21 protein-coding genes are annotated in these 25525 nt (G+C 66.9%); 16 read left to right on the forward strand and 5 right to left on the reverse strand.

Annotated elements, in window-relative coordinates:
• Positions 1-5 precede the first annotated feature (5 nt).
• The 5 genes from CFB40_RS26480 (at position 6) to CFB40_RS26500 (ending at position 3992) form a co-directional block, all read left to right on the forward strand.
• The gene (locus CFB40_RS26480; protein WP_089432852.1) at positions 6-1103 is read left to right on the forward strand and encodes a serine hydrolase; all 1098 of its coding nucleotides are present in this window, start codon (positions 6-8) and stop codon (positions 1101-1103) included.
• A gap of 44 nt (positions 1104-1147) precedes the next feature.
• Positions 1148-1381: a DUF7661 family protein gene (locus CFB40_RS26485; protein WP_089427257.1), complete on the forward strand. Its 234-nt coding sequence runs from the start codon at positions 1148-1150 to the stop codon at positions 1379-1381.
• 73 nt (positions 1382-1454) lie between these two features.
• Complete coding sequence (locus CFB40_RS26490) at positions 1455-1910, forward strand: MarR family winged helix-turn-helix transcriptional regulator (RefSeq protein WP_089427256.1); 456 nt, start codon at positions 1455-1457, stop codon at positions 1908-1910.
• Between the two features lie 67 nt (positions 1911-1977).
• Entirely contained in the window at positions 1978-2541 is a 564-nt protein-coding gene (locus tag CFB40_RS26495) for an isochorismatase family protein (RefSeq protein ID WP_089432853.1), read from the forward strand.
• Positions 2538-3992 carry a DHA2 family efflux MFS transporter permease subunit gene (locus CFB40_RS26500; protein ID WP_089432854.1) on the forward strand — a complete coding sequence of 485 codons (1455 nt, stop codon included), beginning with the start codon at positions 2538-2540 and terminating at the stop codon, positions 3990-3992. Before CFB40_RS26495 ends, CFB40_RS26500 begins: the two co-directional genes overlap by 4 nt.
• 130 nt (positions 3993-4122) lie before the next feature.
• Here the strand turns inward: CFB40_RS26500 and CFB40_RS26505 are convergent, their stop codons facing one another.
• Positions 4123-5841, reverse strand: a complete 1719-nt coding sequence (locus CFB40_RS26505; protein ID WP_089432855.1) for a SulP family inorganic anion transporter — start codon at positions 5839-5841, stop codon at positions 4123-4125.
• A 97-nt stretch (positions 5842-5938) separates the two neighbouring features.
• Here CFB40_RS26505 and CFB40_RS26510 point away from each other — a divergent pair, with 97 nt between their 5' ends.
• Positions 5939-6226 (forward strand): hypothetical protein, encoded by a 288-nt coding sequence (locus CFB40_RS26510; protein WP_143329886.1) that lies wholly within the window; start codon positions 5939-5941, stop codon positions 6224-6226.
• A 110-nt stretch (positions 6227-6336) separates the two neighbouring features.
• Complete coding sequence (locus tag CFB40_RS26515; RefSeq protein ID WP_089427251.1) at positions 6337-7587, forward strand: mechanosensitive ion channel family protein; 1251 nt, start codon at positions 6337-6339, stop codon at positions 7585-7587.
• A gap of 53 nt (positions 7588-7640) precedes the next feature.
• Here CFB40_RS26515 and CFB40_RS26520 read toward each other — a convergent pair whose 3' ends face one another.
• Positions 7641-9062, reverse strand: a complete 1422-nt coding sequence (locus tag CFB40_RS26520; protein WP_089432857.1) for an aminotransferase-like domain-containing protein — start codon at positions 9060-9062, stop codon at positions 7641-7643.
• A gap of 155 nt (positions 9063-9217) precedes the next feature.
• Here CFB40_RS26520 and CFB40_RS26530 point away from each other — a divergent pair, with 155 nt between their 5' ends.
• Positions 9218-11542 carry an FdhF/YdeP family oxidoreductase gene (locus tag CFB40_RS26530; RefSeq protein WP_089427248.1) on the forward strand — a complete coding sequence of 775 codons (2325 nt, stop codon included), beginning with the start codon at positions 9218-9220 and terminating at the stop codon, positions 11540-11542.
• Positions 11543-11554: 12 nt separating this feature from the next.
• Positions 11555-12475, forward strand: a complete 921-nt coding sequence (locus CFB40_RS26535; protein ID WP_089432858.1) for a bestrophin family protein — start codon at positions 11555-11557, stop codon at positions 12473-12475.
• A 121-nt stretch (positions 12476-12596) separates the two neighbouring features.
• Here the strand turns inward: CFB40_RS26535 and CFB40_RS26540 are convergent, their stop codons facing one another.
• From CFB40_RS26540 to CFB40_RS26550, 3 genes are all read right to left on the reverse strand, one after another.
• On the reverse strand, positions 12597-13496 hold the full coding sequence (locus CFB40_RS26540; protein ID WP_089432859.1) for a hypothetical protein: 900 nt from the start codon (positions 13494-13496) through the stop codon (positions 12597-12599).
• 125 nt (positions 13497-13621) lie between these two features.
• Positions 13622-14797: a hypothetical protein gene (locus CFB40_RS26545; protein WP_089427245.1), complete on the reverse strand. Its 1176-nt coding sequence runs from the start codon at positions 14795-14797 to the stop codon at positions 13622-13624.
• Between the two features lie 842 nt (positions 14798-15639).
• The gene (locus tag CFB40_RS26550) at positions 15640-17673 is read right to left on the reverse strand and encodes an FUSC family protein (protein ID WP_089432860.1); all 2034 of its coding nucleotides are present in this window, start codon (positions 17671-17673) and stop codon (positions 15640-15642) included.
• A gap of 145 nt (positions 17674-17818) precedes the next feature.
• Between CFB40_RS26550 and CFB40_RS26555 the strand changes: the two genes are divergently transcribed.
• From CFB40_RS26555 to CFB40_RS26585, 7 genes are all read left to right on the forward strand, one after another.
• A complete protein-coding gene (locus CFB40_RS26555) occupies positions 17819-18721 on the forward strand; it encodes a LysR family transcriptional regulator (RefSeq protein WP_089427243.1) in 903 nt (300 codons plus the stop codon).
• A 419-nt stretch (positions 18722-19140) separates the two neighbouring features.
• Positions 19141-20700 carry a DHA2 family efflux MFS transporter permease subunit gene (locus CFB40_RS26560; RefSeq protein ID WP_089432861.1) on the forward strand — a complete coding sequence of 520 codons (1560 nt, stop codon included), beginning with the start codon at positions 19141-19143 and terminating at the stop codon, positions 20698-20700.
• Between the two features lie 174 nt (positions 20701-20874).
• Positions 20875-21204 (forward strand): hypothetical protein, encoded by a 330-nt coding sequence (locus CFB40_RS26565; protein ID WP_089427241.1) that lies wholly within the window; start codon positions 20875-20877, stop codon positions 21202-21204.
• Positions 21205-21461: 257 nt separating this feature from the next.
• Positions 21462-21797, forward strand: coding sequence for a sugar ABC transporter ATPase (locus CFB40_RS26570; protein WP_089432862.1), 336 nt, complete (start codon positions 21462-21464; stop codon positions 21795-21797).
• A gap of 136 nt (positions 21798-21933) precedes the next feature.
• The gene (locus tag CFB40_RS26575; protein WP_089427239.1) at positions 21934-23523 is read left to right on the forward strand and encodes an ABC transporter substrate-binding protein; all 1590 of its coding nucleotides are present in this window, start codon (positions 21934-21936) and stop codon (positions 23521-23523) included.
• 170 nt (positions 23524-23693) lie between these two features.
• Positions 23694-24236 (forward strand): class I SAM-dependent methyltransferase, encoded by a 543-nt coding sequence (locus CFB40_RS26580; RefSeq protein ID WP_143329887.1) that lies wholly within the window; start codon positions 23694-23696, stop codon positions 24234-24236.
• A 27-nt stretch (positions 24237-24263) separates the two neighbouring features.
• A complete protein-coding gene (locus CFB40_RS26585; RefSeq protein WP_089432864.1) occupies positions 24264-25517 on the forward strand; it encodes a hypothetical protein in 1254 nt (417 codons plus the stop codon).
• Positions 25518-25525 lie beyond the last annotated feature (8 nt).

Consider the following 25525-nt stretch of genomic DNA (forward strand, 5'->3'; position numbering starts at 1 on the left):
TTCGCTTGACCGGCCTCATCGCGCGCCTGCCTCTCGCCCGGACCACCCTGCTCGTCGCCCTGTCGATGCTGATGTTCGCCTTCTCGACGAACGCGTCGTCCGCACAACGTCACACGCCGCAGCGCGTCGCGCATGTGCAGCCGCATGCGAAAAAGGTCGTCAAGAAAGCCGTCAGGAAAAAGCCCGCGCAGCGTAAGCAGAAGGCCGTCAAGCACCGCCGCCCGCGCGTGAAGCACCAGGCAGTCAAGCGCCAGGCGGCACCGGCCCCGCAGCAGCGCCGCGCGAAACGTTCGAATGCGGTGCGCCCACGCCCGGCCGCCAAGCCGCGCCTGATGGCGAGCTGCGGCTATACCCCACGCGCAGTCAACTCGCTCCATTCACGCGCCGCCTACGTGCTAGACGTCGACTCCGGCACGCCGCTGCTGGCCCGCAACGCACGCACCGTGCGGCCGATCGCGTCGATCTCGAAGCTGATGACGGCCGTCGTCGCGCGCGACGCCGACCGGCCGCTGAACGGCGTGCTGCGCGTCACCGCGCACGACCGCGACACGATCAAGTTCACCGGATCGCGCCTGCAGGTCGGCTCGGAACTGTCGCGCCGCGAGATGTTCCATATCGCGCTGATGTCGTCGGAAAACCGCGCGGCCGCCGCGCTGAGCCGCGACTATCCGGGCGGACGCGCCGCGTTCGTCAAGGCAATGAACCGCGAAGCGCGTCGGCTCGGCATGCGCCATACGCACTTCCGCGAGCCCACCGGCCTGTCGCCGCACAACGTGTCGACGGCGGAGGATCTCGCGAAGCTCGTCGGCGCGGCCGCGCAGGATCCGCTGATCCGCTATTTCTCGACGGATACGTCGACCACCGTGCGCCCGGGCGACGGCGAGCTGCTGTATGTGAATTCCGACCCGCTCGTCCGCTACCGCCGCCTGCCGATCCGGCTGCAGAAGACCGGCTTCATCAACGAGTCGGGCCACGGCGTCGTGATGCGCATGCGGGTGAAGGGCCGCCGCGAAACGGTCGTGCTGCTCGGTGCGCCAACGCGCGCGGGCGTCTCGAGCGATGCCATCAAGATCCACCGCTGGCTGTCCTGCTCGATCCAGTAAGCGCGCACGGGCGGCCGGCGCGTTCACCGTCACGGAGCGACGCCATGCAGGACGAATACCGCTTCAACGCATTTGGCCGGCTACTCGCCGTCGTCCGCAAGAACGACCGCTGGATCGTGTTCGCTCTCGGCGCCGAGGGCAAGCGGCGCCCGGCAAACCTGCACATTCCGTCCGAGCTTGCCGCCGACGAACTGGCGCAATACCTCGGCGACCTGCTGCACGAAAGCGCGACCCCGCGATACAGCGAAGTCGTACCGGTCCCACTCCCCGGCGCGTAACCACCCGCCCGGCTGCACCGCGATCCGGCGATCAATTCGACAGTTAAACTTGCAAGTTTAACTGTCGTGTCCTATGATCCGCCGCATGAACCCGCCACGCAAATCCGGCGTTTCCGCCGATATCGTCGCCGCCGATCTGACCCTCGCGGTCGGCCAGTTGATCCGCCGGCTCCGCTCCGAGATCGAATCCGGCGGGCTCGGCATGTCCCAGACGAGCGCGCTCGCGCGACTCGAACGGCACGGGCCGATGACGACCGCCGACCTCGCGCGCGCCGAAGCGATGAAGCCGCAGTCGATGAAGGCGACGCTTGCCAGCCTCGAGGAAGATGGCCTCGTCGAACGCGAACCGCATCCGACCGACGGCCGCCAGATCCTGTTCCGGCTGACCGCGGCCGGCCTCGACGCGCGGCTCAAGCGCAACGCCGCGAAGCACAAGTGGCTCGGCGCCGCGATCGCGCAACTCGATCCCGAAGACATCGCCACGCTCGCCGCCGCGATCCCGCTGATCCGCCGCATCGGCGAGCAATGAATCCGGCCGGCGCGCCCCACGGCATTCGCGCGCACGGCTTCCTTCGCCCCTTTCACGGAGTCCCATCATGAGCGCAACCCGTCTCGACACGAACACGGCCCTCGTCGTCATCGACCTGCAGAAAGGCATCGTCGCCCTCCCCACCGCGCACCCGGTCGAACCGGTGATCGCGCACGCCCGTGAACTACTCGACGCATTCCGCAGCCGCGGCCTGCCGGTCGTGCTCGTCAACGTCGCGGGCGGCGCACCGGGTCGCACCGAGCAACCGCCGCGCACGGCACAGCTCCCGGCTGACTGGGCCGAACTCGTGCCCGAACTGAACCGGCAACCGGGCGACCACCTCGTGACGAAAAAGACCTGGGGCGCCTTCACCGACACCGATCTCGACGCGCACCTGAAAGCGGCCGGCGTCACGCAGATCGTGCTGACCGGCGTCGCGACGAGCATCGGCGTCGAGTCGACCGCACGGCAGGCGCATGAACTCGGCTACAACGTCACGCTCGCCGTCGATGCGATGACCGACCTCAATGCGGATGCGCATGTGAACAGCATCGAGCGCCTGTTCCCGCGCCTCGGCGAGACGGGCACGACGCAGGACATCGTCGCGCTGCTCGACCGGCGCGGCGCGTGAGCGATCCACGCACTCGGCCGGCGCGGGACCACGCGGCCGGCCGGCTCGATCCGTCGATCTGGAAGGTCAGCGCGGTCGCGGTGCTGGGCTCGTTGCTGTCGCAACTCGACGCGACGATCGTCAACGTGTCGCTGTCGAGTCTCGCGACCGACCTGCACGCGAACCTTTCGACGATCCAGTGGGTGACGAGCGGCTACCTGCTCGCGCTCACGCTGGTGCTGCCGCTGAACGGCTGGCTCGTCGACCGGATTGGCGCGAAGGCGCTGTATTTGTGGTGCTTCTCGGCGTTCACGCTCACGTCGGCGCTGTGCGGGCTCGCGTGGTCCGCGCCGTCGCTGATCGCCTTCCGCGTGCTGCAAGGCGTGAGCGGCGGGCTGCTCGCGCCGATGGCGCAGATGATGATCGCGCGCGTCGCCGGCCAGCAGATGGCGCGCGTGATCGGCTACGCGGCCGTGCCGGTGCTGCTCGCGCCGATCCTCGGCCCGGTCGTCGCCGGCGCGATCCTGCAGCACACGTCGTGGCGCTGGCTGTTTCTCGTGAACCTGCCCGTCGGCGTGCTGGCGCTCGCGCTGGCCGTGCGGTTCCTGCCCGGCGACCGCGACGACACGCAGCCGCGTGAACTCGACTGGGTTGGCCTCGCGCTGCTGTCGCCGGCGCTCGTGCTGTTCCTGTACGGGATCGAGCGAATCAACGAAGCGCTCGGCATCGCGGCGATCGTCGCGGCCGCGCTGTTGCTCGCGGCGTTCCTGCGGGTCGAAACGCGCAAGGGCGACCACGCGCTGATCGACCTGGCGCTGTTTCGCCGGAAGGTGTTCGGCGCGGCCGCGTCGACGCAGTTCCTGTCGAACGGCGCGCTGTTCGCGGGCCAGATGCTGATTCCGGTGTTCCTGATCCAGGCCTGCGGCCGCACGCCCGGCGAAATGGGCTGGCTGCTCGCGCCGATGGGGCTCGGCATGCTGGTCACCTACCCGTCGATGGGCGCGCTCACGAGCCGGTTCGGCGTGCGCCGGCTGGCCGCCGCAGGCGCCCTGCTCGCGCTGTTCGCGACGCTGCCGTTGGTGTTTCTCGCGCTGAGCGGCTACGATCCGGTCCTGCTCGTGCCCGCGCTGTTCCTGCGCGGCATGGGCCAGAGCGCGATCGGCGCGCCGTCGATTTCCGCCGCGTATGCGTCGGTCGAGCGCCGCAACCTGCCGATGGCGACGACCTCGCTCAATATCGTGCAGCGTCTCGGTGGCCCGACGTTCACGACGATCTGCTCGCTGTTCCTCGCGTGGCGGCTGCAGGCCGAATCGGTGGCGAGCGGCGGCACGCAGGCGAACGCGTATGCGTGGGCGTTCGGCCTGCTTTGCATGCTGCACGCGGCGAGCTTCGTCACGACGCTGCGACTGCCGTTGTGGTCGGCCGGTGCGGGCGGGAAACCTGCCGGCGCCGCGCGCGCCGGTTCGCGCTGACTGCGGGCGCTCCATCACGCTGCGCTGTGCCCCGCGCGCGGCGTCGCCATGGCAGCCACATCGGCACGATCGACGCCACCTGCGCAACGGCTTCGCGCGCTTGCGGGCGGCGGCCTAGCGCCCGCTCCCGCTACACGATGCCCGGTTCCTGCCGCGCCGGCGTCGTGCCGGCGGCCTCCAGTGCCTGGTGCAGTGTCGGGAAGATGCACGACGCGCCGACGATCTCCGTGATCCGGTGACGATCCATGTCCGCGCGCAGGTAGCGATTGACACGCCCGAACAGCACACCGATCCCGCGTGTCTGCAGCATCCTGACGAGGTCGGTCAGCGTCCGCGCGGCCGAGTAGTCGATATCGGTGATCGCGCCCGCATCGACGACGAACCAGCGCGTCGGCACCGGCGCCGCCTCGACGAGCTCGGTCACTTCGGCGGTGAACAGATGATCGTTCGCGAAGAACAGGTCGGAGCCGAACCGGTAGACGATCAGCCCCGGCGCCGTCATCGCGCCGCGCCGCGTGGGCACCGGCTGCCACCGCCCGTTGCCGTCGACCGGTTCGAGCACCATCGTGTGCGGCTGGTAGCTGTGGCGCACGTGCCGCATCAGCGACAGCGCGACGGCCAGCAGGATGCCGTGCTCGACGCCGACCGTCACGACGGCCAGTGCCGTCACCAGCGCGAGCGTGAACTCGCCGGGGCTTTCCTTGCGGATCGCGGCGAGACTGCGCACGTTGATCAGCCCGAGCGCGATCGTGAACACGATGCCGGCCAGCACCGCATGCGGCAGGTACTGCAGATAGGTGCTGAAGAACAGCAGGACCACCGCCACCACGGCCGCGAATGCGAGGTGCCCGATCTGGCTGCGCACGCCCGCGCCGTCGGCCATCGCCGTCTGCGTCGGGCTGCCGTTGACGACGAACGCGCCGCCCACCGCCGCCGCCGCATTCGCGGCCGCGAGGCCGAGGATGTCGGCGTTGGTGTCGACCTCCTCGTCATACTGCTGCGCGAACACGCGTGCGGCGGCCGCACTCTGCGCGATGATCATCACGAAGCACGAAGCCGCGACCGGCACGAGATCGAGGCACTGCTGCCACGTGACGGACGGCCAGCGCAACGGCGGCAGCCCGCCGGCGACCGGCCCGAGCACCGCGATGCCGTGCGCGGCGAACCCGAACGCGTAGCTTGCGGCGATGCTGCCCACGACCACGATCATCGGCATCGGCACGCGCGGCAGGAACCGCTTGCACGCGAGAATCGCGACGACGACGAGCGCCGCGAGCGCGAACGTCGGCCGGTTCGTGTGGACGAGATGCGTGACGACGTAGTCGAGCTGCGCCAGGCTGCGCGACGCCGGGTACGGCACGGCCAGCCCGAGCATGTCGCCGAGCATCGCGATCGACACCTGCACGCCGACGCCGGCGAGAAAGCCGACCAGCACCGTGCGCGACAGGAAATCGGCGAGAAAGCCGAGTTTGAAGAGGCGTGCAAGCAGCAGCATCGCGGCGGTCAGCAGCGCGACCATGCCGGCCAGCGCCACGTACTCGGCGCTGCCGGCCGGCGCCATCGACGACAGCCGGCTCGCGAAGATCGTCGCGGTCGCGGAATCGGCGGCCACCACCAGATGCCGCGACGCACCGAAGCACGCGAACGCGACGAGCGGCAGGAACACCGTGTAGAGGCCCGTGACGGCCGGCATGCCGGCGATGCGCGCATAGCCGAGCACCTGCGGGATGTCCATCGACGCGAGCGAAATACCCGCGAACACGTCGCGGATCGCCCCGCCACGGCGGATCGGGAGGATGCCTTTCAGCAGCCGCACGCCCGACGGGCGGCTTTCGTTGGAATTTTGCATGCGTGGAATGCGTGAATACGGGGTGGCGTGGTTCGCGAAGTCGTTCGTGCATCGTGCCCCGGGCAGGCGTCCCATGGCAAGTGCGCGAAGGTGGCACGTGTCGCTCACCGTCGGCGATGAGCCGCACGCGAAAGCGAGCGTCACACGCGCCGGCACGGGCGACGCCCGCATGATTGCATGGATCGCCCTTCACGCGCATCGACGCGCGAAGGCCCGCTGGAGCGGGCTGCAGCCGATCCCCGGCCCGGTGCGCAACGCATCCGGCGACATGCGCGCGCGGCGGCTCGCGGTGATGCGCTTTCACCACCCGCCCTCACCCGATTACAGAGGAAACCTACGCAATGGTGAGGAGATTCGGGAGCCACGCACCATGCACTCGCAGTAACGCGCCCGGAACCCGATGGCACAATCACGGTCCCTTTCATGTGCCCTTCACCGGGCGCGCGCCGCGCCGCGGCGCCGATTCAACGCACGAGAAGGCCCCTGTTTGCCCCTATGACCCTGAACGAATCCTGGTTTGCGCCGCTCGTCGGCACCCTCATCCTGCTCGCCGCCGCCGGTGCGATCACCGCCGTCGTCCATTTCCTGCTGTTCCGCGTGGTCGCGCGGCTCGCCCGGCTGTCCGCCACGCGCGTCGACGACGCGCTGTTCGAGTTCGGCGCATTCAAGTGGCTGAACCGCATCGTCCCGTTCGTCGTGATCAAGTTCGGGCTCGGCGCGGTGCCCGGCATCCCCGAGACGGCCGCGGAGGTCGCCGACAAGGTGCTGTTCGCGCTGATCGTGTTCCTCGTGACGATGACCGTCAGCGCGACGCTGTCGGCGCTCGAACACACGCATCGCACGTACCAGCGCGATCAGCGCGGCCAGCCGCACCTGTCGCTGAAAGGCGCGATGCAGCTCGTCAAGCTCGTGATGTTCATCACGGCCGCGCTGGTCGTGATCGGCGACGCGACCGGCAAGCAGATCGGCCTGCTGCTGTCGGGCATCGGTGCGATGTCCGCGGTGCTGATGCTGATCTTCAAGGACACGCTGCTCGGCCTGGTCGCGGGCGTGCAGCTGTCGTCGAACGACATGCTGCGGATCGGCGACTGGATCACGATGCCGTCGGCCGGCGCGGACGGCACCGTGATCGACATCACGCTGAACACCGTCAAGGTCGCGAACTTCGATCACACGATCATCACCGTGCCGACGTGGAAGCTGATCACCGAGAGCTACCAGAACTGGCGCGGAATGACCGAAGCGGGCGGGCGCCGTATCAAGCGCGCGCTGTTCGTCGACGCGACGAGCGTGCGTTTTCTCTCCCACGACGAGATCGAACGGCTCGAACGCCTGACGCTGCTGAAGGACTATCTCGAGGACAAGGTCGACGCGATCGAGCAATGGAACGGCACGCTCGGCGCGGCCGGCGACTGCCCGGCGAACCGCCGCCAGCTGACGAACCTCGGCACGTTCCGCGCGTATGTCGCGAACTACCTGAAGGGCCATCCGCGCATCCGCCGCGACATGACCTGCATGGCGCGGCAACTGCCGCTCACGGCCGAAGGCATTCCGCTCGAACTGTACTGCTTCACCGACACGACGACGTGGGTCGACTACGAGGCCATCCAGTCCGACCTGTTCGATCACCTGATCGCGGTGCTGCCGGAGTTCGGGCTGCGCGTGTACCAGCACCCGTCGGGCTTCGACATGCGGCAGATGGTCGGCGCCGCGCAAGCCGGGCTGCAGGCGCCGCACGCGGGGTGATGCACGCGGTGGCGGCCGAGCGTCGGCCGCCGCTTGCCGCGCGGCCCCCGCACTCAGCGCGCCACGCACTCCGACGCGAGCCGCCCGAGTACCTTCAACGCATCCTCGATCTGTCGCGACCACGGATAGCTGTAGTTGAGCCGGATGAAATGCCGGTAATCGGTGCTCGCCGAGAACATGTGTCCGGGGCCGACCGTGATTCCTTGAGCGAGCGCGGCCGCATACAGCTTCATCGCATCGACCTGCCGCGGCAGCTCGACCCACAGCACGTACCCGCCCTGCGGCTGCGACAGCCGCGTGCCTTCCGGAAAGAAACGCCGCACCATCGCGCTCATCAGGCTCGCCTGCTGCGCGTACTGCTTGCGCATGCGCCGCAGGTGGAAATCGTAGCCGTCGTATTTCAGGTACTCGGCAATCGCGAGCTGCTCGATCGCGGGCGTGGCCAGCGTGTTCAGGAATTTCAGCTTCTCGACCTGATCGCGGTAGCGGCCCGGCATCGCCCAGCCGATCCGGTAGCGCGGCGACAGGCTCTTCGTGAACGACGCGCAATGCAGCACGAGCCCGTCGCGGTCGAACGACTTCAGCGCGCTCGGCGTCGTGTCGCCGAAGTGCAGCTCGTGATAGACGTCGCTCTCGATCGCCGGCACGCCGTGCTTCGCCAGCAGTTCGACGAGCGCGCGCTTGCGCGAGTCGGGCATCTGGAAACCGAGCGGATTCTGGAAGTTCGGCATCACCATGCACGCGGCGATGCGCTCGCGTTCGAGGACCCGTTCGAGCGCGTCGAGATCGATGCCGTCGACCGGGTGCGTCGCGACTTCCAGTGCGCGCATGCCCATCCGCTCGATCGCGTGCAGCATCGCGTAGAAGGTCGGCGACTCGACGGCGATCGTGTCGCCCGGCTTCGCGACGGCCTGCAGGCACAGGTTGATCGCCTCGGTCGCACCGATCGTCACCACGATCTCGCCGGGTTCGACCACGATCCCGCGCTCCGCGTAGCGCCGCACGATCTGGCGGATCAGCTCCTGGTTGCCGGGCGGCAGATCGTCGATCACGCCCCAGCGCGTGCGGCGGCGGCCGATCGTCTGCGCATAGCGCGCAAGACGCTGCACCGGAAACTGCGATGCATCGGGATACGGCGAACCGAGCGGCACCGCGTCGTCGCGCGAGATCGAGCGCAGCGTCGACAGCACGAGCCGGCTCACGTCCACGGCCGACGGCTCGGCGGCCGGCGCCGACATGTGCAGCTCGGCCTCGGCCGGCGCCGACGCGCGCGCACGGACGAAGTAGCCCGATTGCGGCCGGCTCTCGATCAGGCCGCGGCTTTCCAGCACGAGGTACGCGCGCAGCACGGTCGTGACGCTGAGCTGCTGCTGCCGGCTCGCCTGCCGCACCGACGGAATCCGCTCGCCGGGCCGGTACACGCCGCGCTCGATCTGCGCCTGGAGATCGTCGGCCAGTTGTTCGTAACGCTTCACGCGCCTCCCTTTCAACTTCCCTTCAACAATACAGTTGCGATCCGCACTGCCTGAATGGCCGCAACTGTACTCTTTTTTGGAATGAACAGGTGTACACACAGCCGGACGGGGGCCGCGCGTACTCTGCATCCATCGACCCCGACACCCGCTGCATCATGAAAAAGAAATCCGCCACCGCGCGCATCGAACCGTACACCCACCCGGCCGCCGGCTGGGGCGCGCTGAAAGCCGTCACGATCAACCTGATCAAGGAAAAGGTCGCGGGCGGCAACTACCGTACGCTGCTGCGCCAGAACCAGCCGGACGGCTTCGACTGCCCGGGCTGCGCGTGGCCCGATCGCCAGCACGCGTCGACGTTCGAATTCTGCGAAAACGGCGTGAAGGCCGTGGCCGCGGAAGCGACGAGCAAGCGCGTGACGCCCGAATTCTTCGCCGCGCACACGGTCACCGAGCTGCTCGAACAGTCGGATTTCGAACTCGAGCAGCACGGCCGGCTCACCGACCCGATGGTGTACGACGCGCAGACCGACCGCTACGTGCCGATCGCATGGGACGACGCGTTCGCGCTGATCGCGCGCCACCTGCGGGCGCTGCCCGACCCGAACCAGGCCGCGTTCTACACGTCCGGCCGCGCGAGCAACGAAGCGGCGTTCCTGTACCAGCTGCTCGTGCGCCTGTACGGCACGAACAACTTCCCCGACTGCTCGAACATGTGCCACGAGGCGACGAGCCGCGGGCTGCCGGCATCGGTCGGCGTCGGCAAGGGCACCGTCACGCTCGACGATTTCGAACATGCGGACACGCTGCTGATCTTCGGCCAGAACCCGGCCACCAACCACCCGCGGATGATGGGCGAGCTGCGCGAGTGCGCGAAGCGCGGCGCGACGATCGTGTCGATCAACCCGCTGAAGGAGCGCGGCCTCGAACGCTTCGCCGATCCGCAAAGCCCGATCGAGATGCTGACGATGTCGGGCACGAAGATCGCATCGACGTTCATCCAGCCGACGATCGGCGGCGATTTCGCGCTGATCAAGGGGATGGCGAAGCGCGTGCTCGAACTCGACGACGCCGCGCGCGCCGCCGGTGCGCCGCGCGTGCTCGACACCGCGTTCATCGGCGAGCACACGGCCGGCTTCGACGCATTCGCCGACGACCTGCGCAACGAAAGCTGGTCGGCGCTGACGGCCGAAAGCGGCGTGCCGTACGAGCAGATCGACAGCCTCGCGCAGCTCTATGCACGCAGCGAGCGCGTGATCGCGACGTGGGGCATGGGCATCACGCAGCACAAGCATTCGGTCGCGACCGTACAGATGCTGACGAACCTGATGCTGATGCGCGGCAACATCGGCCGCCCCGGCGCGGGCCTGTGCCCGGTGCGCGGCCACTCGAACGTGCAGGGCAACCGCACGGTCGGCATCGAGGAAAAGCCGTCGCAGGCATTCCTCGACCGGCTCGGCCACGTGTTCGACTTCGAACCGCCGCGCCACCACGGCTACGACGTCGTCGAGACGATCGAAGGGATGCTCGAGGGCCACGTGAAGGTGCTGATCGGCCTCGGCGGCAACTTCGCGATGGCGACGCCCGACACGCCGCGCACGTGGGAAGGCATGCGCCGCTGCGACCTCTCCGTGCACATCACGACGAAGCTGAACCGCAGCCACCTGATCCACGGCCGCGACGCGCTGATCCTGCCGACGCTCGGCCGCACCGAAATCGACCTGCAGGACAACGTCGCGCAAGGCGTGACGGTCGAGGATTCGATGAGCATGGTCCACGTGTCGTACGGGATGAACAAGCCGGCGTCGCCGAACCTGATGTCGGAGCCCGCGATCGTCGCGCACATGGGTCATGCGCTGTTCGGCAGCGGCAAGATCGACTGGCTTGCCTACAAGGACGACTACGCGAAGATCCGCGACGCGATCGAGGCGACGCTCGACGGCTTCTACGACTACAACACGCGCATCGCGCGACCGGGCGGCTTCCACCTGCGCGTCGCGTCGCGCGACCGTGAATGGCTCACGCCGACGGGCAAGGCGAACTTCATCGCGCATGCGCTGCCGGCCGACACGCCGATCCAGCGTGCCCGCGCGCTGCACGGCGAGCGCCTGATGACGCTGATGACGACGCGCTCGCACGACCAGTACAACACGACCGTCTACGGGCTCGACGACCGCTATCGCGGCGTGTTCGGCCAGCGCCGCGTGGTGTTCGCCAACCGTGACGACCTCGCGATGCTCGGGCTGAAGGCCGGCGACTGGGTCGACATGGAAACCGTGTGGCACGACGGCATCGAGCGGCGCGCGGACGGCTTCCTGCTCGTCGAGTACGACATCCCGCGCGGCTGCATCGGCGCGTACTACCCGGAAACGAACCCGCTCGTGCCGCTCGACAGCGTCGGCGACGTGTGCAACACACCGACGTCGAAGTCGATTCCCGTGCTGCTGCATCGCGCGGCCGCGCCGGCCTCGATTGCCGCCTGACGGAGCGCCGCGATGATCGTTCGTCCGCGCGAGCACTGGCTGCGGATGCTGCTCGTCTGGAACGGCTCGGTGCTGCCGACCATCCTGCCGCAGCTCGTGCTGACGCTCGCGATCAGCCTCGTCGCGGTCTGGGGCGGCGGCCGCGTGCTCGGCGAGAAGGTGCCGCTGAACCCGACGCCGTTCACGCTGATCGGCCTGACGCTCGCGATTTTCGCGGGGTTCCGCAACAACGCGAGCTACGAACGCTACCGCGAGGGCCGGCAACTGTGGGGCGGCGTGCTGACCGCCACGCGCACGCTGGTGTCGCAGGCGCTCTGCTATGGCGCGATCGACCGTGACGACGCATCGCGGCGCGCGTTCGTGCGGACGGTCGTCGCGTTCGTCTATGCGCTCAAGCATCAACTGCGCGGCACCGATCCGGCCGCGGACCTGCGCGGGCTGCTCGACGGCGCCGCTTACGCGCGCGTTGCCGCTGCGCGGTTCCGCCCGGTCGTCATCGTGCACGCACTGCGCGAAGCGTTCGCCGCACGCGCCGATGCGGGCCATCTCTCCGACACGCGACTGTGGATGCTCGACGCGCGCCTCGACGATCTCGTCGCGATGGTGAGCGGCTGCGAACGGATTGCGTCGACGCCGATCCCGTTTTCATACGACGTGCTGCTGCACCGGACCATCTATGCGTACTGCGTGCTGCTGCCGTTCGGTCTCGTCGATTCGATCGGCGCGGCGACGCCGTTCGTCAGCGTGTTCGTCGCCTATACGCTGATCGCCCTCGACGCGATCGCACATGCGATCGCCGAGCCGTTCGGCGACGGGCCGAACCATCTCGCACTCGATGCAATGACGCGGCAGATCGAGCGCACGCTGCTCGAGCTGAACCGCGAGCCGCTGCCGGCGGAAGTGAGGCCGGGCAAGGCCTGGCGGCTCAGTTGATCCGGCCGACTCGGCCCGGTAGCGACGCGCCGCCCGGCGTTGACGTCCCCTGCATTCTCGGTACGAGTCCTGCCGTGGATTGGGCCGCACCGTCGACGACCGCGCCATTGCGTCGCGCCCCTTACCCTCCGAGGAATTGCGCTGCACTTACCACGGACGCGGCGAGGACGATTGGCGCATTCCGATCGCTGGCGATTTGCACCGTCATCTGGTTCTCGCTGTTGAAGTGAATATGGGTGGAAATCCCGGAGCCGCTCAAGTAGAACGGCCACATACCCTTCGCCTGACTGGCTTGGATCGATTGCTGGTCGGCTTTGCTAAACGACGCACTCGATGTGTACTCGGCATTCAGACCCGATACGACAAGCAAGCTTGCAACAAAGCGCTGCATGTTGCCTTGCGGGCCAAACGTCGATTGCCAATTGATCGCCGATCCCGGATTCCACGGGTCGCCGCTCATCGTCGCGTGCGCAAGTGACAGCGCTGAAGAAACGTACCAGTTGGACGGCGTTGCCGACAACGGAAGCACGTGCTTGAATTCGAACTGACCGGACACGTCGCCGGCGGCGAATTGCGCACTCGGTCCCGAGATGGAATCGCTGCCGCCCCACAGGCCCCAGAATCCTGTATTCGGCTCGGCGTTGCTGCCGAACGGAAACGTGACGCTAGGGGCTACCGCAAGCTGCTTCACCAGGCCGGCATAGTCGACATTCCAGGCGGGGGGCTGCCGCCCCCACACATCGAGGCGATGCTTTGCTGCCGCGATCGGATCGAGCAGAGCGGATCCAGGTATCAATGAGTCGATCAACGCGGAATATGCCGCAAAAAACGTGTCGCCACCGCTTGGCGCAAAGACCGGCAAGTCGGCCGGAATGGTGTTGAAGCAGGACCACAGTGACTCGTTATCCCCGGAGCGGAGCAATGCGGCCGGCTGTAGCACTTGCCCGCCCGACCGAGAAAACCCGAGCGCCGCAAACTCCGCGGTGATAAAGCGGTCTTGCAGTTCGACGAATGAAGCCATGGGATTGACCTTTCTTCGGTTGTGCAAGTCGGCGGGATCCAGGGGATCCCGCCCGAAATGAGCACGGCGCAGCGACCTCCTGCTGCAAATGGCCGGAATGCCGGCTCAGGTATCACTGCCCGACGTCAGCTGTAGAACTTCTCGGTAAGGATCTTCGACGCCAGCGACTCATGGCCGAGATAGTGGCTTGCGGAAAGAACGATGCAGCCGATGACAACGGGTACGTTCTTCTGAGAGGTGATCGTGACGGTCATGTTTCCCGCGGCATTGAACGCCGTCGACGTGTTGGAACCGCCCGAGCTACTGGAGCAATAGAATGGCCACAAACCGGCGGACGAGTTATTTCTGATCTGCTCCTGCTCGCTCTCGCTATAGGACGCGTTAGACGTAACCTTGATGTTCATCTCGTTGACAATCACGAGAGTCGATGCGAACCGTTGCATGTTGCCCGACGCGCCGAATGTCGTTTCCCAATTGGGCTTGACACCGGGCTTCCACGGCGCACTGCCCGGGTTGTTGAATGCGAGGCCGAACGCGCCCGAGCTGTACCACGTGCCCGGGGTCACGTTGAACGGCAGCACGTTGCGGAAGCTCGCGTCCACCGATACACCGCCGGAGGCGAACTTCTGGCTCAACGTGGACGTATAGCTGCTGCCGCCCCATAGCCCGAAGAAACCGCTGTTCGAACCTTGGGTCCACGTGCTGGACACATCGGTTTGCCAGCTGTTGGTACCGACATTGAAGGAGCGATACGGCGCCTTCTTGAGCAAGGCAAGCATCTTCGAGTAGCCGGGCACGAAGTCAACCGACTCGTCACCGGCCGGGAGGTAGGGTTCGACGTTCAACTGCGCAGCGAAGATCGGATCAAGCTCCGCAGCCGCCAAGGCAGACGCGCCCGACACTGCAACGGCAGAACACGCTCCGTTGTATAGCGCCCAATTGCGAAACTTCTTGGGATTCGTCAGGCTCTTGTCCTGCTTCAGCGCAGCCTGATAGCTATCCCAACATGCCGGGCCGAGCGTCGATTGGAAGTTGTTCGGTGCTGACTGCAATGCAGACATCACTGCCTGGTAATTGGCAAGAAACTGATTGCCGCCCGAAATCTGCGTGTTCCCCGTCAGAGACGCGACGGGAAGATTGTTGAAATAGGCCCAGAGCAAGTCATCCGCGCCCTCTCCATCCAGAAGCGGAGGCGACGGTTGAATCACCTGAAACGGGTCCTGGTTGGAGTACCCCAGACCCTGGGCGAGTGCGTTGTAGAAGCCAGCTTGAAGATCAACGAAGTTTTTCGGATCCGCCATGACATTCACCTTTGTGTTATTTTAATGCACGATTTAAATGCCCCGATTATTTTGCAAGCAAACCTATCAATCCACTGCACCTTCCCGCATTACTGCGGCCACCACATTGCCACGCCATAGTCGCGCGCCTCGTTTTTCGCGTTGACCCGGCGTTTTTCACGACTTCGCCTCGCTTTTCCCGGAATCTCCTATGCACACACTTAACAATCAAACCAGCCGCATGAATAAAACATAGATAAAAAACATAGACTTTAAAGCTGTCATTTATATCAGCTCGATTCGATTCACCAATCGTCAATATTATTCAATAATCCAAGAATCAATATAAATAGGTTCGAATTAAATTAAAAATATCCCCTTGCCGCTCCATTACGACAACAGAGTTGAGTGCTTGTCGCTTGGACAGCACGGGGTCGTTGCCTGCATTGCGCCGGCCCCTCGATCACTCTCATTAAACAGCCGCAATTGCCCCCCCAAAAACGCAGCCCAACAGAAAAAGTTGGATTTAGCCATGAATGCCATTCCGAAAATTAAATTGCGCACGGGAGTGAGCGGACTCCTCGCCAAATATGTGAACGCACTGCAAGAGTGCTCAAATTTTTCGAATACCGGTGGGAAGTAACCATTGGAACAGACGCTGATAAATTCAAGCGCTCAGGTCTGGATTCCGTCAGTCGCCCCGGGGAAAAAGATGAGCAACGACACCACGGAACTGGATACCGCTGACGAATGATTCCCCGGCGAGGCAAAGCGGAAAACTGAAGCCTCAGGGTGCGCCTGCCTCATTCAACGTCGATGGACAGGTGTTTTTCGAAGGAGAGACTGCACCACTCCTTCCGATTTCAGACGAACGCTACCGCGCGCAGGAAGCCATCGTGCGCGGCCGCCGTCTCCGCGATCGTTCTCAGCAGCACCGCACCGCGCAGCAGTGCGCGGCCGTCGTCGCTGTCGACTTCGGTCACGCGCCGCAGCAGCACGCGGGCAGCCGCGTTGCTGGTCCGCGCCAGCCGCGCGAAATCCGCGCGCCCGACCCGCCCCCGCACGACCGCGACCGCCCGGCGCGCCGCCGGCTCGCGCGCGGCCAGTTCGGCGAGCGACAACAGGCTGTCGCCGATCGTCCAGGCCGCGAGCAGATCGCGCAGGTCGCGCTCGATGAGCGTGGGTGACAGACGGCCCGCGAAACCGAGTTCGCGCCCGAGACGGTCGGCCGTGCGGCTCAGCCACGCACTCGCCCGCCATGCCCGTGGATTGCGTGCGATGCGAACCAGATCGTCGCGCACCGCGCGATGCAGGCGCCGCCGGCTCGTGCCGGGATCGCCGGGAAACACGAGCGCGAACACCAGCGCCCCGAACGCGATGCCGAGCAGCGTGGCGAGCGCCGAATTGAGAAACGCGGCATCGCCGATGCGCGCCGTATTGTCCGGCGACGTGAAATTCCAGAAGAAAATCGAGAAGCCGCTGCCGATGCCGGCCGTGCGCGGATTGCGCATCGCGATGCCCGTGCCGATCATGAACACGCCGAGGATGTACGCGAGCATCTCGAAGCCCGACACCGCCGGCAGCAGCACGAAATTGCAGAGCGCGCCCGCGACCGCCGCGCAGGCCGCCCCTTTCAGGAAGCCGACGGTGGCGCCGACCGAGTTCGGGCGCGTCGAGAACAGCGCGCAGACCACGCCCGTGATCGCGACGAACCCGGCGCCCGACGGCCACGCGGTGACGATCCAGAGCGCCGATGCGACCAGCACGGCGACGAACGCGCGAATGCCGTTGTGCCACGCGAGCACCGGATCGTGGTGGAACGCATAGCGCACGCGCGACGCCGGCGGATTCGGCCGGTCCAGCTGCGCCTTGCCCGCAAAGGCGGCGTCGAACCCGGCAAGCAGCGCCGCCAGCCGGTCGAGCGTGAGCAGGCGCGACGGATCGGAGCCGGCCGGCTCCGCGGCCTCGGCGCGCACCGCGTCGTCCACGCGCGCACGCAATGCGGTCAGCGCAGGCCCCGCTTCGCCCGACGCCGCCACGCCATCGAGCACCTGCGCGGCATCGACGACCAGCGGCTCCGGCGTGCCGTCGCTGTGCGCCGCGTGCTCGTGCAGCGCCTGCCCCGCGGCCTGCGCGGACAGCACACCCAGCACCGCCGCGCGCAGATGGCCGATCGCGTTGCGCACCGGCGGATCGCCGGCGGCCGCATATTCGGCCGCCGTGTCGAGTTCGAGCGCGTCCGCGAACAGCCGGTGCACGGCGGCGCCGTTCGGCTCGCAGCGCAGCGCGCCCGCACCGACGGCCACCGCGCGGTCGAGATAGCGCGCGAGCCGCGTGCGGACGTCGGCCAGCGGCGAACCGGGTGCGAACACCGTCTCGAACGCCGCGCCGCACAGGATGCCGACCACCACGTACAGGAAGCGCGCGGTCGCGATGTCGAATGCGTGCAGCGGCGCGGAGACGGCGTCCATCGCGATGATCGCCGCCGTATAGCCGGCGAGCACCGCCGCATACGCGCGGAAATTGCGCAGAAAGGTCGCGACGCCCGCGCACAGGCCGATCCACGCGGCGAGCGCCGGCAGGAACAGCTCGGGCGTCTGCGCGAAGGCGCCGGTCAGCACCAGTGCGACGGCCGCGCCGATCGCCGTGCCGAGAATCCGGTACTGGCTCTTCGACAAACCCATCCCGCGGCTGCCCTGCGCGACGATCCACACCGTCGACGCGGCCCATTTCGGGTCGTCGAGATTCATCCGGAACGCGATGTAGAGCGCGAGGAGCGACGCGGCCGTGTTGCGCAACGCGAAGCCGAGGGCGCCGGGCGGCAGCGTGGGCCGGGCGTCGCGCAGCGCGGTGCGCACGGCCGCGAGCGGCGGTAGAGAGGGCAAGGCGAATTTCATGCGGCGAGCATACGGGGGCGCGCCGCCGCCACTAAGAGGCGCGGACAGGATGCGTTATTGCACCGGGCAGGATAATCGCCGCCGCACGAAGCAATTCGGCCGGCACAGGTAAGATGCGCGCAGGTCGAACACTGAAGCACCTCGTATGGACTTCGAAAGCATCCGGATATTCCTGCGCGTGGTCGAGCGCGGCAACTTCACCGCCGCCGCCACGCACCTCGACATGCCGCTCAGCCGCGTAAGCCGCAAGGTCAAGCAGCTCGAGGACGATCTCGGCGTCCAGCTGCTGTACCGCACCACGCGCCGTGTGTCCGTCACCGAAGCCGGACGCGACTACTACGAGCGCTGCCTGCGTGCCGAGGACATCCTGCTCGACGCCGACCGCCAGGCCCGTGCGCTGCGCACGGCGCCGGAGGGCATGCTGCGCGTGCTGGTGCCCTATTCGATCGGCCTGTTCGAGCTGGAGCCGGCGCTCGCCGAGTTTCGGCGGCGCTACCCGCTGGTCCAGCTCGTGCTGATCTACGACAACAACCCGCTCGATCTGGTCGAGCATGGCTTCGACGTCGCGCTGCGGGCGGGCGTGCTGACGGACTCCAGCTACATCGCGCGCTCGCTCGGCTGGTCGCAGGCGAAGCTCGCCGCGAGCCCCGCGTATCTGGACCGCGTCGGCCGGCCCGCCACGCCGCAGGATCTCGCGCAGCACGACCTGCTGCTCGTCGGCCGCGACGCGCCCGGCCTGACGCTGCGGCTCACCAATGCGGCCGGCGAAGTGGCCGACGTGCCGGTGCGGCCGGTGCTGATCACCAACGAATCGGTGACGGTGCTGCGCCAGGCCGCAAGCGGCGGCGGCATCGCGCTGGTCTCGACGCACTACACGGCCCGCCGGCTCGAGCGGAACGAGCTCGAAATCGTGCTGCCCGACTGGCACCGGACCGACGACGTCGAGCTGCACGTGCTGTATCCGCGGCGCGCGACGCTCGACAGCAAGGTGCGCGCGTTCGTCGAATTCCTCGCGGAAGTGTTCGACGATTGGCGCACCGCCCCGTAACCGGCACGGTTCGCCCAGCGATTATTGCAGCAAGCGAAATCGATTAATGAGCCGGCACGTGTTGATGGCGGCTCGCCACATCGTTAGCCTGTCGCGATGCAAAACCATTCCACACGCGATGGCAGCCGCCTGACCGCTGCCCGCAGGCGCGTCACGCGCGCCCCGCCTTCCTGACCGGCAGCATTCCGCATTCCGCCTCCCGAAGCCCGCCACGGCTTCGTGCATCCGATCGAGCAGCACGTCGCACGCGTCGGCCCCTCTACCGGGCCGCGTCGCGCGCGCCGTGCTTCCTTCCGTTCAGCAGCCGCGCCGTCCGTGCGTCGCATTCGCGCGCGCGTGCGTGGCCGCGTGCGGCCGCGCGTGCCCGCCGCAACGGGTCGCATCCGTTCCGCCCCTTACGTCCCTTACGCAGGAAACCCATGTCCTCTCCGTCCACTACAGCCCCGCTATCGGGCGGCCGCCTCGCGATCGGCACGATCGCGGTATCGCTCGCGATGTTCATGAACGTGCTCGACTCGTCGATCGCGAACGTCGCCATTCCGACGATCTCGGGCGACCTCGGCGTGTCGGTCGACGAAGGCACGTGGGTGATCACGATCTTCGCGGCCGCGAACGCGGTGTCGATTCCGTTGACCGGCTGGCTCACGCAGCGCTTCGGCCAGGTGCGCCTGTTCGTCACGTCGATCCTGCTGTTCGTGTTCGCGTCGTGGCTGTGCGGGATCGCGCCCAACCTGCCGACACTGCTCGCCGCACGGATCCTGCAGGGCGCGGTCGCCGGGCCGCTCGCGCCGCTGTCGCAGGCGCTGCTGCTCGGCGCGTGGCCGCGGCAGAAATCGTCGAGCGCACTGGCGCTGTGGTCGATGACGGCGCTCGTCGGCCCGATCGCGGGGCCGTCGCTCGGCGGCTGGATCACGTACGACTACAACTGGTCGTGGATCTTCTACATCAACATCCCGGTCGGCTTCTTCGCGGCCGCCGTCACGTGGATCGTGTTCCGCGACCGCGAATCGGCCACGAAACGCATGCCGATCGATACGATCGGCCTGTTGCTGCTCGTGCTGTGGGTCGCGTCGCTGCAGATCATGCTCGACAAGGGCAAGGATCTCGACTGGTTCAACTCGCCGGTCGTGGTCGCGCTCGGCATCGTCGCGCTGATCGGCTTCGCGTTCTTCCTCGTGTGGGAGCTTCACGAGGCGAACCCGATCGTCGACCTGCGGCTGTTCACGCAACGCAATTTCGCGGGCGGCACGATCGCGATCTCGGTCGCGTACGGGATGTTCTTCGGCACGCTGGTCTTGCTGCCGCAGTGGATGCAGGGCTATCTCGGCTACCGCGCGGTCGATTCCGGGCTCGCCACCGCGCCGCTCGGCGTGTTCGCGATCCTGCTCACGCCGGTCATGGGGCGCCTGCTGCCGCGCACCGATCCGCGCTACATCGCGACACTCGCGTTCGTCGGCTTCGCGGTCGTGTTCATGATGCGCACGACCTTCTACACCGACGTGTCGCGCTGGGATCTCGTGCTGCCGACGCTGCTGCAGGGCATCCCGATGGCGATGTTCTTCGTGCCGCTGACGTCGATCATCCTGTCCGGGCTGCCGCCGGAGAAGATCCCGGCCGCCGCCGGCCTGTCGAATTTCGGCCGCACGTTTTGCGGCGCGGTGGGCACGTCGCTGATCAGCAACGCATGGAACGACCGCACGATCCTGCATCACGTGCGGCTCACCGAACAGGCGAGCGTCACCAATCCGGTCTTCACGCAGCAGGTCGACACGACGCGCTCGCTGCTGCACCTCGGCCCCGATTCGGCACTCGCGTTCTTCAACGCGTCGGTCGATTCGCAGGCGGCCGTGATGGGACTGAACGACATCTTCTATGTGTCAGCGATCATCTTCATCGCGATCATTCCGCTCATCTGGATCACGAAGCCGAAGCGCTCCGGCGGCGGCGATGCCGATGCGGCGGCGGCCGGCGCGCATTGACCCGAGTGCGCGACGGTCGGGCCCCGTCCTGCACGCGCCGGGGCTCGCGCCGTCACACGCCGACGTAATAAAGACTTGCAATCGATACACGAGGAAACGTCAACAGCCGGTGCCCGCTCCGCGTTTTTTGGACAAGCGCCCACGATCCGGAGCGCAACGACAGGAGAACACACCATGCGAGCCCTGACCCGCCATCTCGCGATTGCCGCCACCCTGATGTCGGTGCTGACCGGTACCGCGTTCGCCGATACGCCGTGGCAACAGGCGCATCCGCGCCGCGAAGCGGTCAACCAGCGCCTCGCCAACCAGAATCGCCGGATCCATCACGAAGTGAAGGAAGGCGAGATGTCGCACGCCGAGGCTGCGCGCCTGCACCGTGACGACCGCAAGATCCGCCGGGAAGAGCGGGACATGGCTGCGCAGGATCACAGCCACATCACGAAGAGCGAAAAGCACGTGCTGAACCAGCAGGAAAATGCGGTCAGCCACCAGATCGGCCAATAAGATCGACAACACCGGCAAGTGCCCATTCGCCGTCACCTGAAACGCCCGCTGCCGCGATGCGGTAGCGGGTGCTTGTTGTGTATCGAATCGTTTCAACCCGCCAACGGCTTCAAACGCTGCGGGTATACTCCGTCGTCAGCCGCCTGTCGCATCGTCATCCGTCAAAAACGGCCCGATTCCGGGCGGTTTCGTCGCGAAGCTTCGCGTTTCGCCTCCCCCGCGCCCCAGCCTCGATACGAGACCCACGACGACCCATCATGAAACGATTCCTGCTGCTCCTTCCCGCCGCCCTGCTCGCCGCCTGCGGTTCCGCGCCCTCGTCCGACTCGGGCTCCGCCTCCGGTGCAGCGCCGATGATCTACGTGTCGTCGCAACGTCCGGCCTACGCGGTCGCCAACTGCCTCGACAGCCGCCTGTCGGGCACCGAGCAATCGCAGCACAACGGCGTGACCGACATCGCGGTCGGCTCGAACTCGTACTTCGTCACGTTGACGCCGTCGGGCAACGGTTCGGTCATCAAGGTCGTGCGCGGCTCGGGCAACGAGCCGGCCGAGGAAGCGATGCGCTTCGCGATCGCGCGCTGCGCGATCTGATTCGAACCCGCCGACGCCGGGCGCCCGCCCGGCTCGCGGCTACGCGCCACCCCACCGGCGCGCACGCCGAATATTTTCATCCGGGCGGCCGTCGATGAGAGAATCGCACCCACGATTCCCTTTCAACGGAGCCCGCATGAAGCACCTGCTGTCCCGCCTGTTCGTCAGCGCCGCGCTCGTCGCGCTTGTTCCGGCACTGCCGGCGCAGGCGGCCACGCCGCCCGGCATCTTCGTCGTCGCGACGCAGCTCGGCGAATTCACGACCCTCGACCCGAGCGGGATCTACGAGCTGGTGCCGTCCGAATACGTCGCGAACACCTACGAACGCCTGGTGCGCGTCGACCTGAAGGACCCGACACGCTTCGACGGGCAGATCGCGCAATCGTGGACGGTCGGCGCCGACGGCGTGACCTACACGTTCAAGCTGCGCCCCGGCCTCACGTTCCACTCCGGCAACCCGGTGACCGCCGACGACGTCGCGTGGTCGCTGCAGCGCACCATCCTGCTCGACAAGGGGCCGGCCGGCGTGCTCGCCGATCTCGGCCTCACGAAGGCGAACGTGATGCAGAAGGTGCGCGTGGTCGATCCGCAGACCGTCGTGCTCGAAACCGACCGCAAGTACGCGCCGAGCTTCGTGCTCAACGTGCTGAGCGCGTGCCCGGCATCGGTCTTCGACAAGAAGCTGCTGCTGTCGCATCAGCAAGGCAACGATTTCGGCAGCGCCTGGCTGCGGACCAACGACGCGGGTTCGGGCCCGTACCAGCTCGTCAAGTGGACGCCCAACGAGACCATCGTGCTGCAGCGCTTCGAGAAATACCGCACGCCGTACCCGATGAAGCGCGTCGTGCTGCGCCACGTGCCCGAAGCATCCGCGCAACGCCTGCTGCTGGAGAACGGCGACGCCGACGCCGCGCGCAACCTGAGCCCCGACAGCCTCGCCGCGCTGACGAAGGCCGGCAAGATCAAGGTCACGTCGTGGCCGGTGTCCGCGCTGCTGTACCTGAGCCTGAACACGAAGAACCCGAACCTCGCGAAACCCGAGGTGCAGCAGGCGATGAAATGGCTCGTCGACTACGACGGCATCCAGCGCAACATCGTCAGCACGACCTACAAGGTGCATGAAACCTTCCTGCCCGAAGGCTTCCTCGGTGCGTCGAACGCGCGGCCGTACAAGCAGGACGTCGCGAAGGCGAAGGCGCTACTGGCCAAGGCCGGCTTGCCGAACGGCTTCGACGTGACGATGGACATGCCGAACGACTATCCGTACCTCGAGATCGCGCAGGCGCTGCAGGCGAACTTCGCGCAAGGCGGCATCCGCGTGAAGCTGATTCCGGGCGATGCGAAGCAGGCGATCGGCAAGTATCGCGCGCGCCAGCACGACATCTTCATCGGTGAATGGTCGCCCGACTACATGGACCCGAACAGCAATGCGCGCGGCTTCGCGTGGAATCCGGACAACTCCGACCAGTCGCCGACCAAGATGCTCGCGTGGCGCAACAGCTGGGACATTCCGCAACTGACGAAGGACACCGAGGCCGCGCTCGTCGAGCCGTCGCCCGCGAAGCGCGCGCAGCGTTACGAAGCGCTGCAGAAGGCCGTGCTCGCGAACTCGCCGTTCATCATCATGTTCGAGAAGGTCGTGCAGGTCGCGACGCGCCCCGGCGCGACCGGGCCGGAAATCGGGCCGATCAACGACCTCGTGTCATACCGCACGCTCGCGAAGTAATCGGGGCTGCCCGCGCGGCCGGCCCTGCCGGCGCGCGGGTAATCGCCGCCACCGCCGCGCCCGCGCTAGGGCGAGGGGCGGCCGGCGATCTACAATGGCCGGCACCGCGGGGGCCGGCGGGTCCCGGCGCTGGCAACCACCACCGAATCCGGTTCGCGAAGGAAAACAGGATGCGCACGCTACAACAACTGAGAATGGCGTTTCTGCAGTACCAGATCGAACCGATCGGCTGGCTCGGCGACAGCCCTTCCCGCTTCGACTTCTATACGGAAACGGCGACCGGGTGCGACACCATCCTCGAGCTCGGCGTGTTCACCGGGCTGACCACGACGGCCTTCATGCTCGCGCAACCCAAGCGCCTCGTGTCGGTCGACATCTCCGACGAGCACTTCCGCATCCGGCACGAACTGGAGCAGGCCGCGCAAGACCTGTCGGTCGACTTCGAATTCAGGATCGCCGACGATCTGGCGATGGAGCCGCTGGCATCCGACCTGCTGTTCATCGACACCACGCACACGTACGAGCAGACGCTCGCCGAACTCAATCGCTTCGGCCCGCTGGCGCGCAAGAAGATCGTGCTGCACGACATGACCACGGCAGGCGTATATCAAGCCGTGTTCCAGTGGCTGTGGGACAACAAGCAGTTTCATATTACGTATCACGACAGCCGCGGCTGCGGCGCGGTCGTCTGCGAGCGCCACGTCGGCTACTGAGCCGGGCACGCACACCGGGGAAAGAACATGCATTCGAGCGAGCACGCGGTCTGCGTGGCGATCAACGACAACAACCGCGCGTGGTACGAAATGCTCGTGCCGTTCCTGCTGTCGCTGCGGCACACCGGCTACGACGGCCGGATCGCGGTGATCGGCTACGGCCTCTCCGAACGCAAGCGGCAGATCCTGGCGAGCCAGGCGGTCGACGTGATCGAGGCATCGGGCGCGTATGCGCTGCCGGTCGGCCGCTTCATCGAGGCCGCCGAGTATTGCGCTCGCCACCCGCAGATCCGCAAGCTCGCGCTGTACGACGCCGACATCTGGTTCTGCGCACCGGGGTTCGACCTGTTCTCGCAGATCGGCGACGACCGGATCCACGCGTGCCCCGACCCGCTGTTCTGCACGTTCGTCGTCACGCCGCTGATCGGCGAGCGGCGCGACCATCACTGGCGTCTCGTCGTCGACGAAGTCTCCGCGCGCCACGGCGGCGCCTTGCAGGCCGGGCTCGTAGCCGGGACCGCCGATGCCTGGACACGCTACGCCCACCACCTGCGCGACTGCATCGCCCGCATCGGTACCGATTTCCAGGAATGCTTCGGAATCGATACGACCTTCCTGCACCTGTGGGGCGCACAGGGTGAAACGGCGCTGCTCGACCCTGTCCAGAACTTCGTCAGCAAGTACGGCATTCACGAAGCGTTCGATGCCAGCACCGGCACGACGACGCTCCGGTATCACGGCGAGCCGATCCGCGCGCTGCACATGACCGGCGATATCCGCTTCCTCGACCGGTGGCGCTACTACCCGAACCACACCGACGCCGCGCTGCGCGACGGCATGCCGTTCGCGCTGTCGGACGGCACGCCGGCGCAATCCGACACGGTTGCCGCGCGCATCGCGGCGACCGGCTACGTCCGCTCGGCCGGGCTGACCGTCGCGGCCGCGGCGATCGAGGAAAGCACCGGCGCCTACCTGCAGGCGATCGACGAACCCGGCGGCACGATGCTGATCGGCAGCGGAAACCACGAAATCGTGCTCACCGCGACCCGCGACATCGCGCGGCTGAACGTCTACGTCACGCATCCGTCCGGCTCGCCGTCGCCGCTGCTGTGCGAGGTGCTGGTCGACGGGCAGGCGCAACGCAAAGGCACCGAGCTGATGGCGCATTTCTGGTATCAGGTCGCGGCCGGCACCGTCATCACGCTGCGCTCGACGAGCCTCGGCGGCCAGCAATGCAACGTGATCTGGCGGCTTCGCGAGGCGCCGGACATGCAGCAGTAGGCTGCCGG

Source organism: Burkholderia sp. AU31652 (genome assembly GCF_002223155.1).
Lineage (GTDB): Bacteria > Pseudomonadota > Gammaproteobacteria > Burkholderiales > Burkholderiaceae > Burkholderia.

Excerpts from the sequence above, each read along its gene's own strand:
- CFB40_RS26550 (WP_089432860.1), bottom strand. The coding sequence starts at position 17,673 with ATGAAATTCGCCTTGCCCTCTCTACCGCCGCTCGCGGCCGTGCGCACC.
- CFB40_RS26535 (WP_089432858.1), top strand. The coding sequence starts at position 11,555 with ATGATCGTTCGTCCGCGCGAGCACTGGCTGCGGATGCTGCTCGTCTGG.
- CFB40_RS26540 (WP_089432859.1), bottom strand. The coding sequence starts at position 13,496 with ATGGCTTCATTCGTCGAACTGCAAGACCGCTTTATCACCGCGGAGTTT.
- CFB40_RS26580 (WP_143329887.1), top strand. The coding sequence starts at position 23,694 with ATGCGCACGCTACAACAACTGAGAATGGCGTTTCTGCAGTACCAGATC.
- CFB40_RS26530 (WP_089427248.1), top strand. The coding sequence starts at position 9,218 with ATGAAAAAGAAATCCGCCACCGCGCGCATCGAACCGTACACCCACCCG.
- CFB40_RS26505 (WP_089432855.1), bottom strand. The coding sequence starts at position 5,841 with ATGCAAAATTCCAACGAAAGCCGCCCGTCGGGCGTGCGGCTGCTGAAA.
- CFB40_RS26570 (WP_089432862.1), top strand. The coding sequence starts at position 21,462 with ATGAAACGATTCCTGCTGCTCCTTCCCGCCGCCCTGCTCGCCGCCTGC.
- CFB40_RS26485 (WP_089427257.1), top strand. The coding sequence starts at position 1,148 with ATGCAGGACGAATACCGCTTCAACGCATTTGGCCGGCTACTCGCCGTC.
- CFB40_RS26515 (WP_089427251.1), top strand. The coding sequence starts at position 6,337 with ATGACCCTGAACGAATCCTGGTTTGCGCCGCTCGTCGGCACCCTCATC.
- CFB40_RS26585 (WP_089432864.1), top strand. The coding sequence starts at position 24,264 with ATGCATTCGAGCGAGCACGCGGTCTGCGTGGCGATCAACGACAACAAC.
- CFB40_RS26555 (WP_089427243.1), top strand. The coding sequence starts at position 17,819 with ATGGACTTCGAAAGCATCCGGATATTCCTGCGCGTGGTCGAGCGCGGC.
- CFB40_RS26575 (WP_089427239.1), top strand. The coding sequence starts at position 21,934 with ATGAAGCACCTGCTGTCCCGCCTGTTCGTCAGCGCCGCGCTCGTCGCG.
- CFB40_RS26495 (WP_089432853.1), top strand. The coding sequence starts at position 1,978 with ATGAGCGCAACCCGTCTCGACACGAACACGGCCCTCGTCGTCATCGAC.
- CFB40_RS26565 (WP_089427241.1), top strand. The coding sequence starts at position 20,875 with ATGCGAGCCCTGACCCGCCATCTCGCGATTGCCGCCACCCTGATGTCG.
- CFB40_RS26560 (WP_089432861.1), top strand. The coding sequence starts at position 19,141 with ATGTCCTCTCCGTCCACTACAGCCCCGCTATCGGGCGGCCGCCTCGCG.
- CFB40_RS26490 (WP_089427256.1), top strand. The coding sequence starts at position 1,455 with ATGATCCGCCGCATGAACCCGCCACGCAAATCCGGCGTTTCCGCCGAT.
- CFB40_RS26545 (WP_089427245.1), bottom strand. The coding sequence starts at position 14,797 with ATGGCGGATCCGAAAAACTTCGTTGATCTTCAAGCTGGCTTCTACAAC.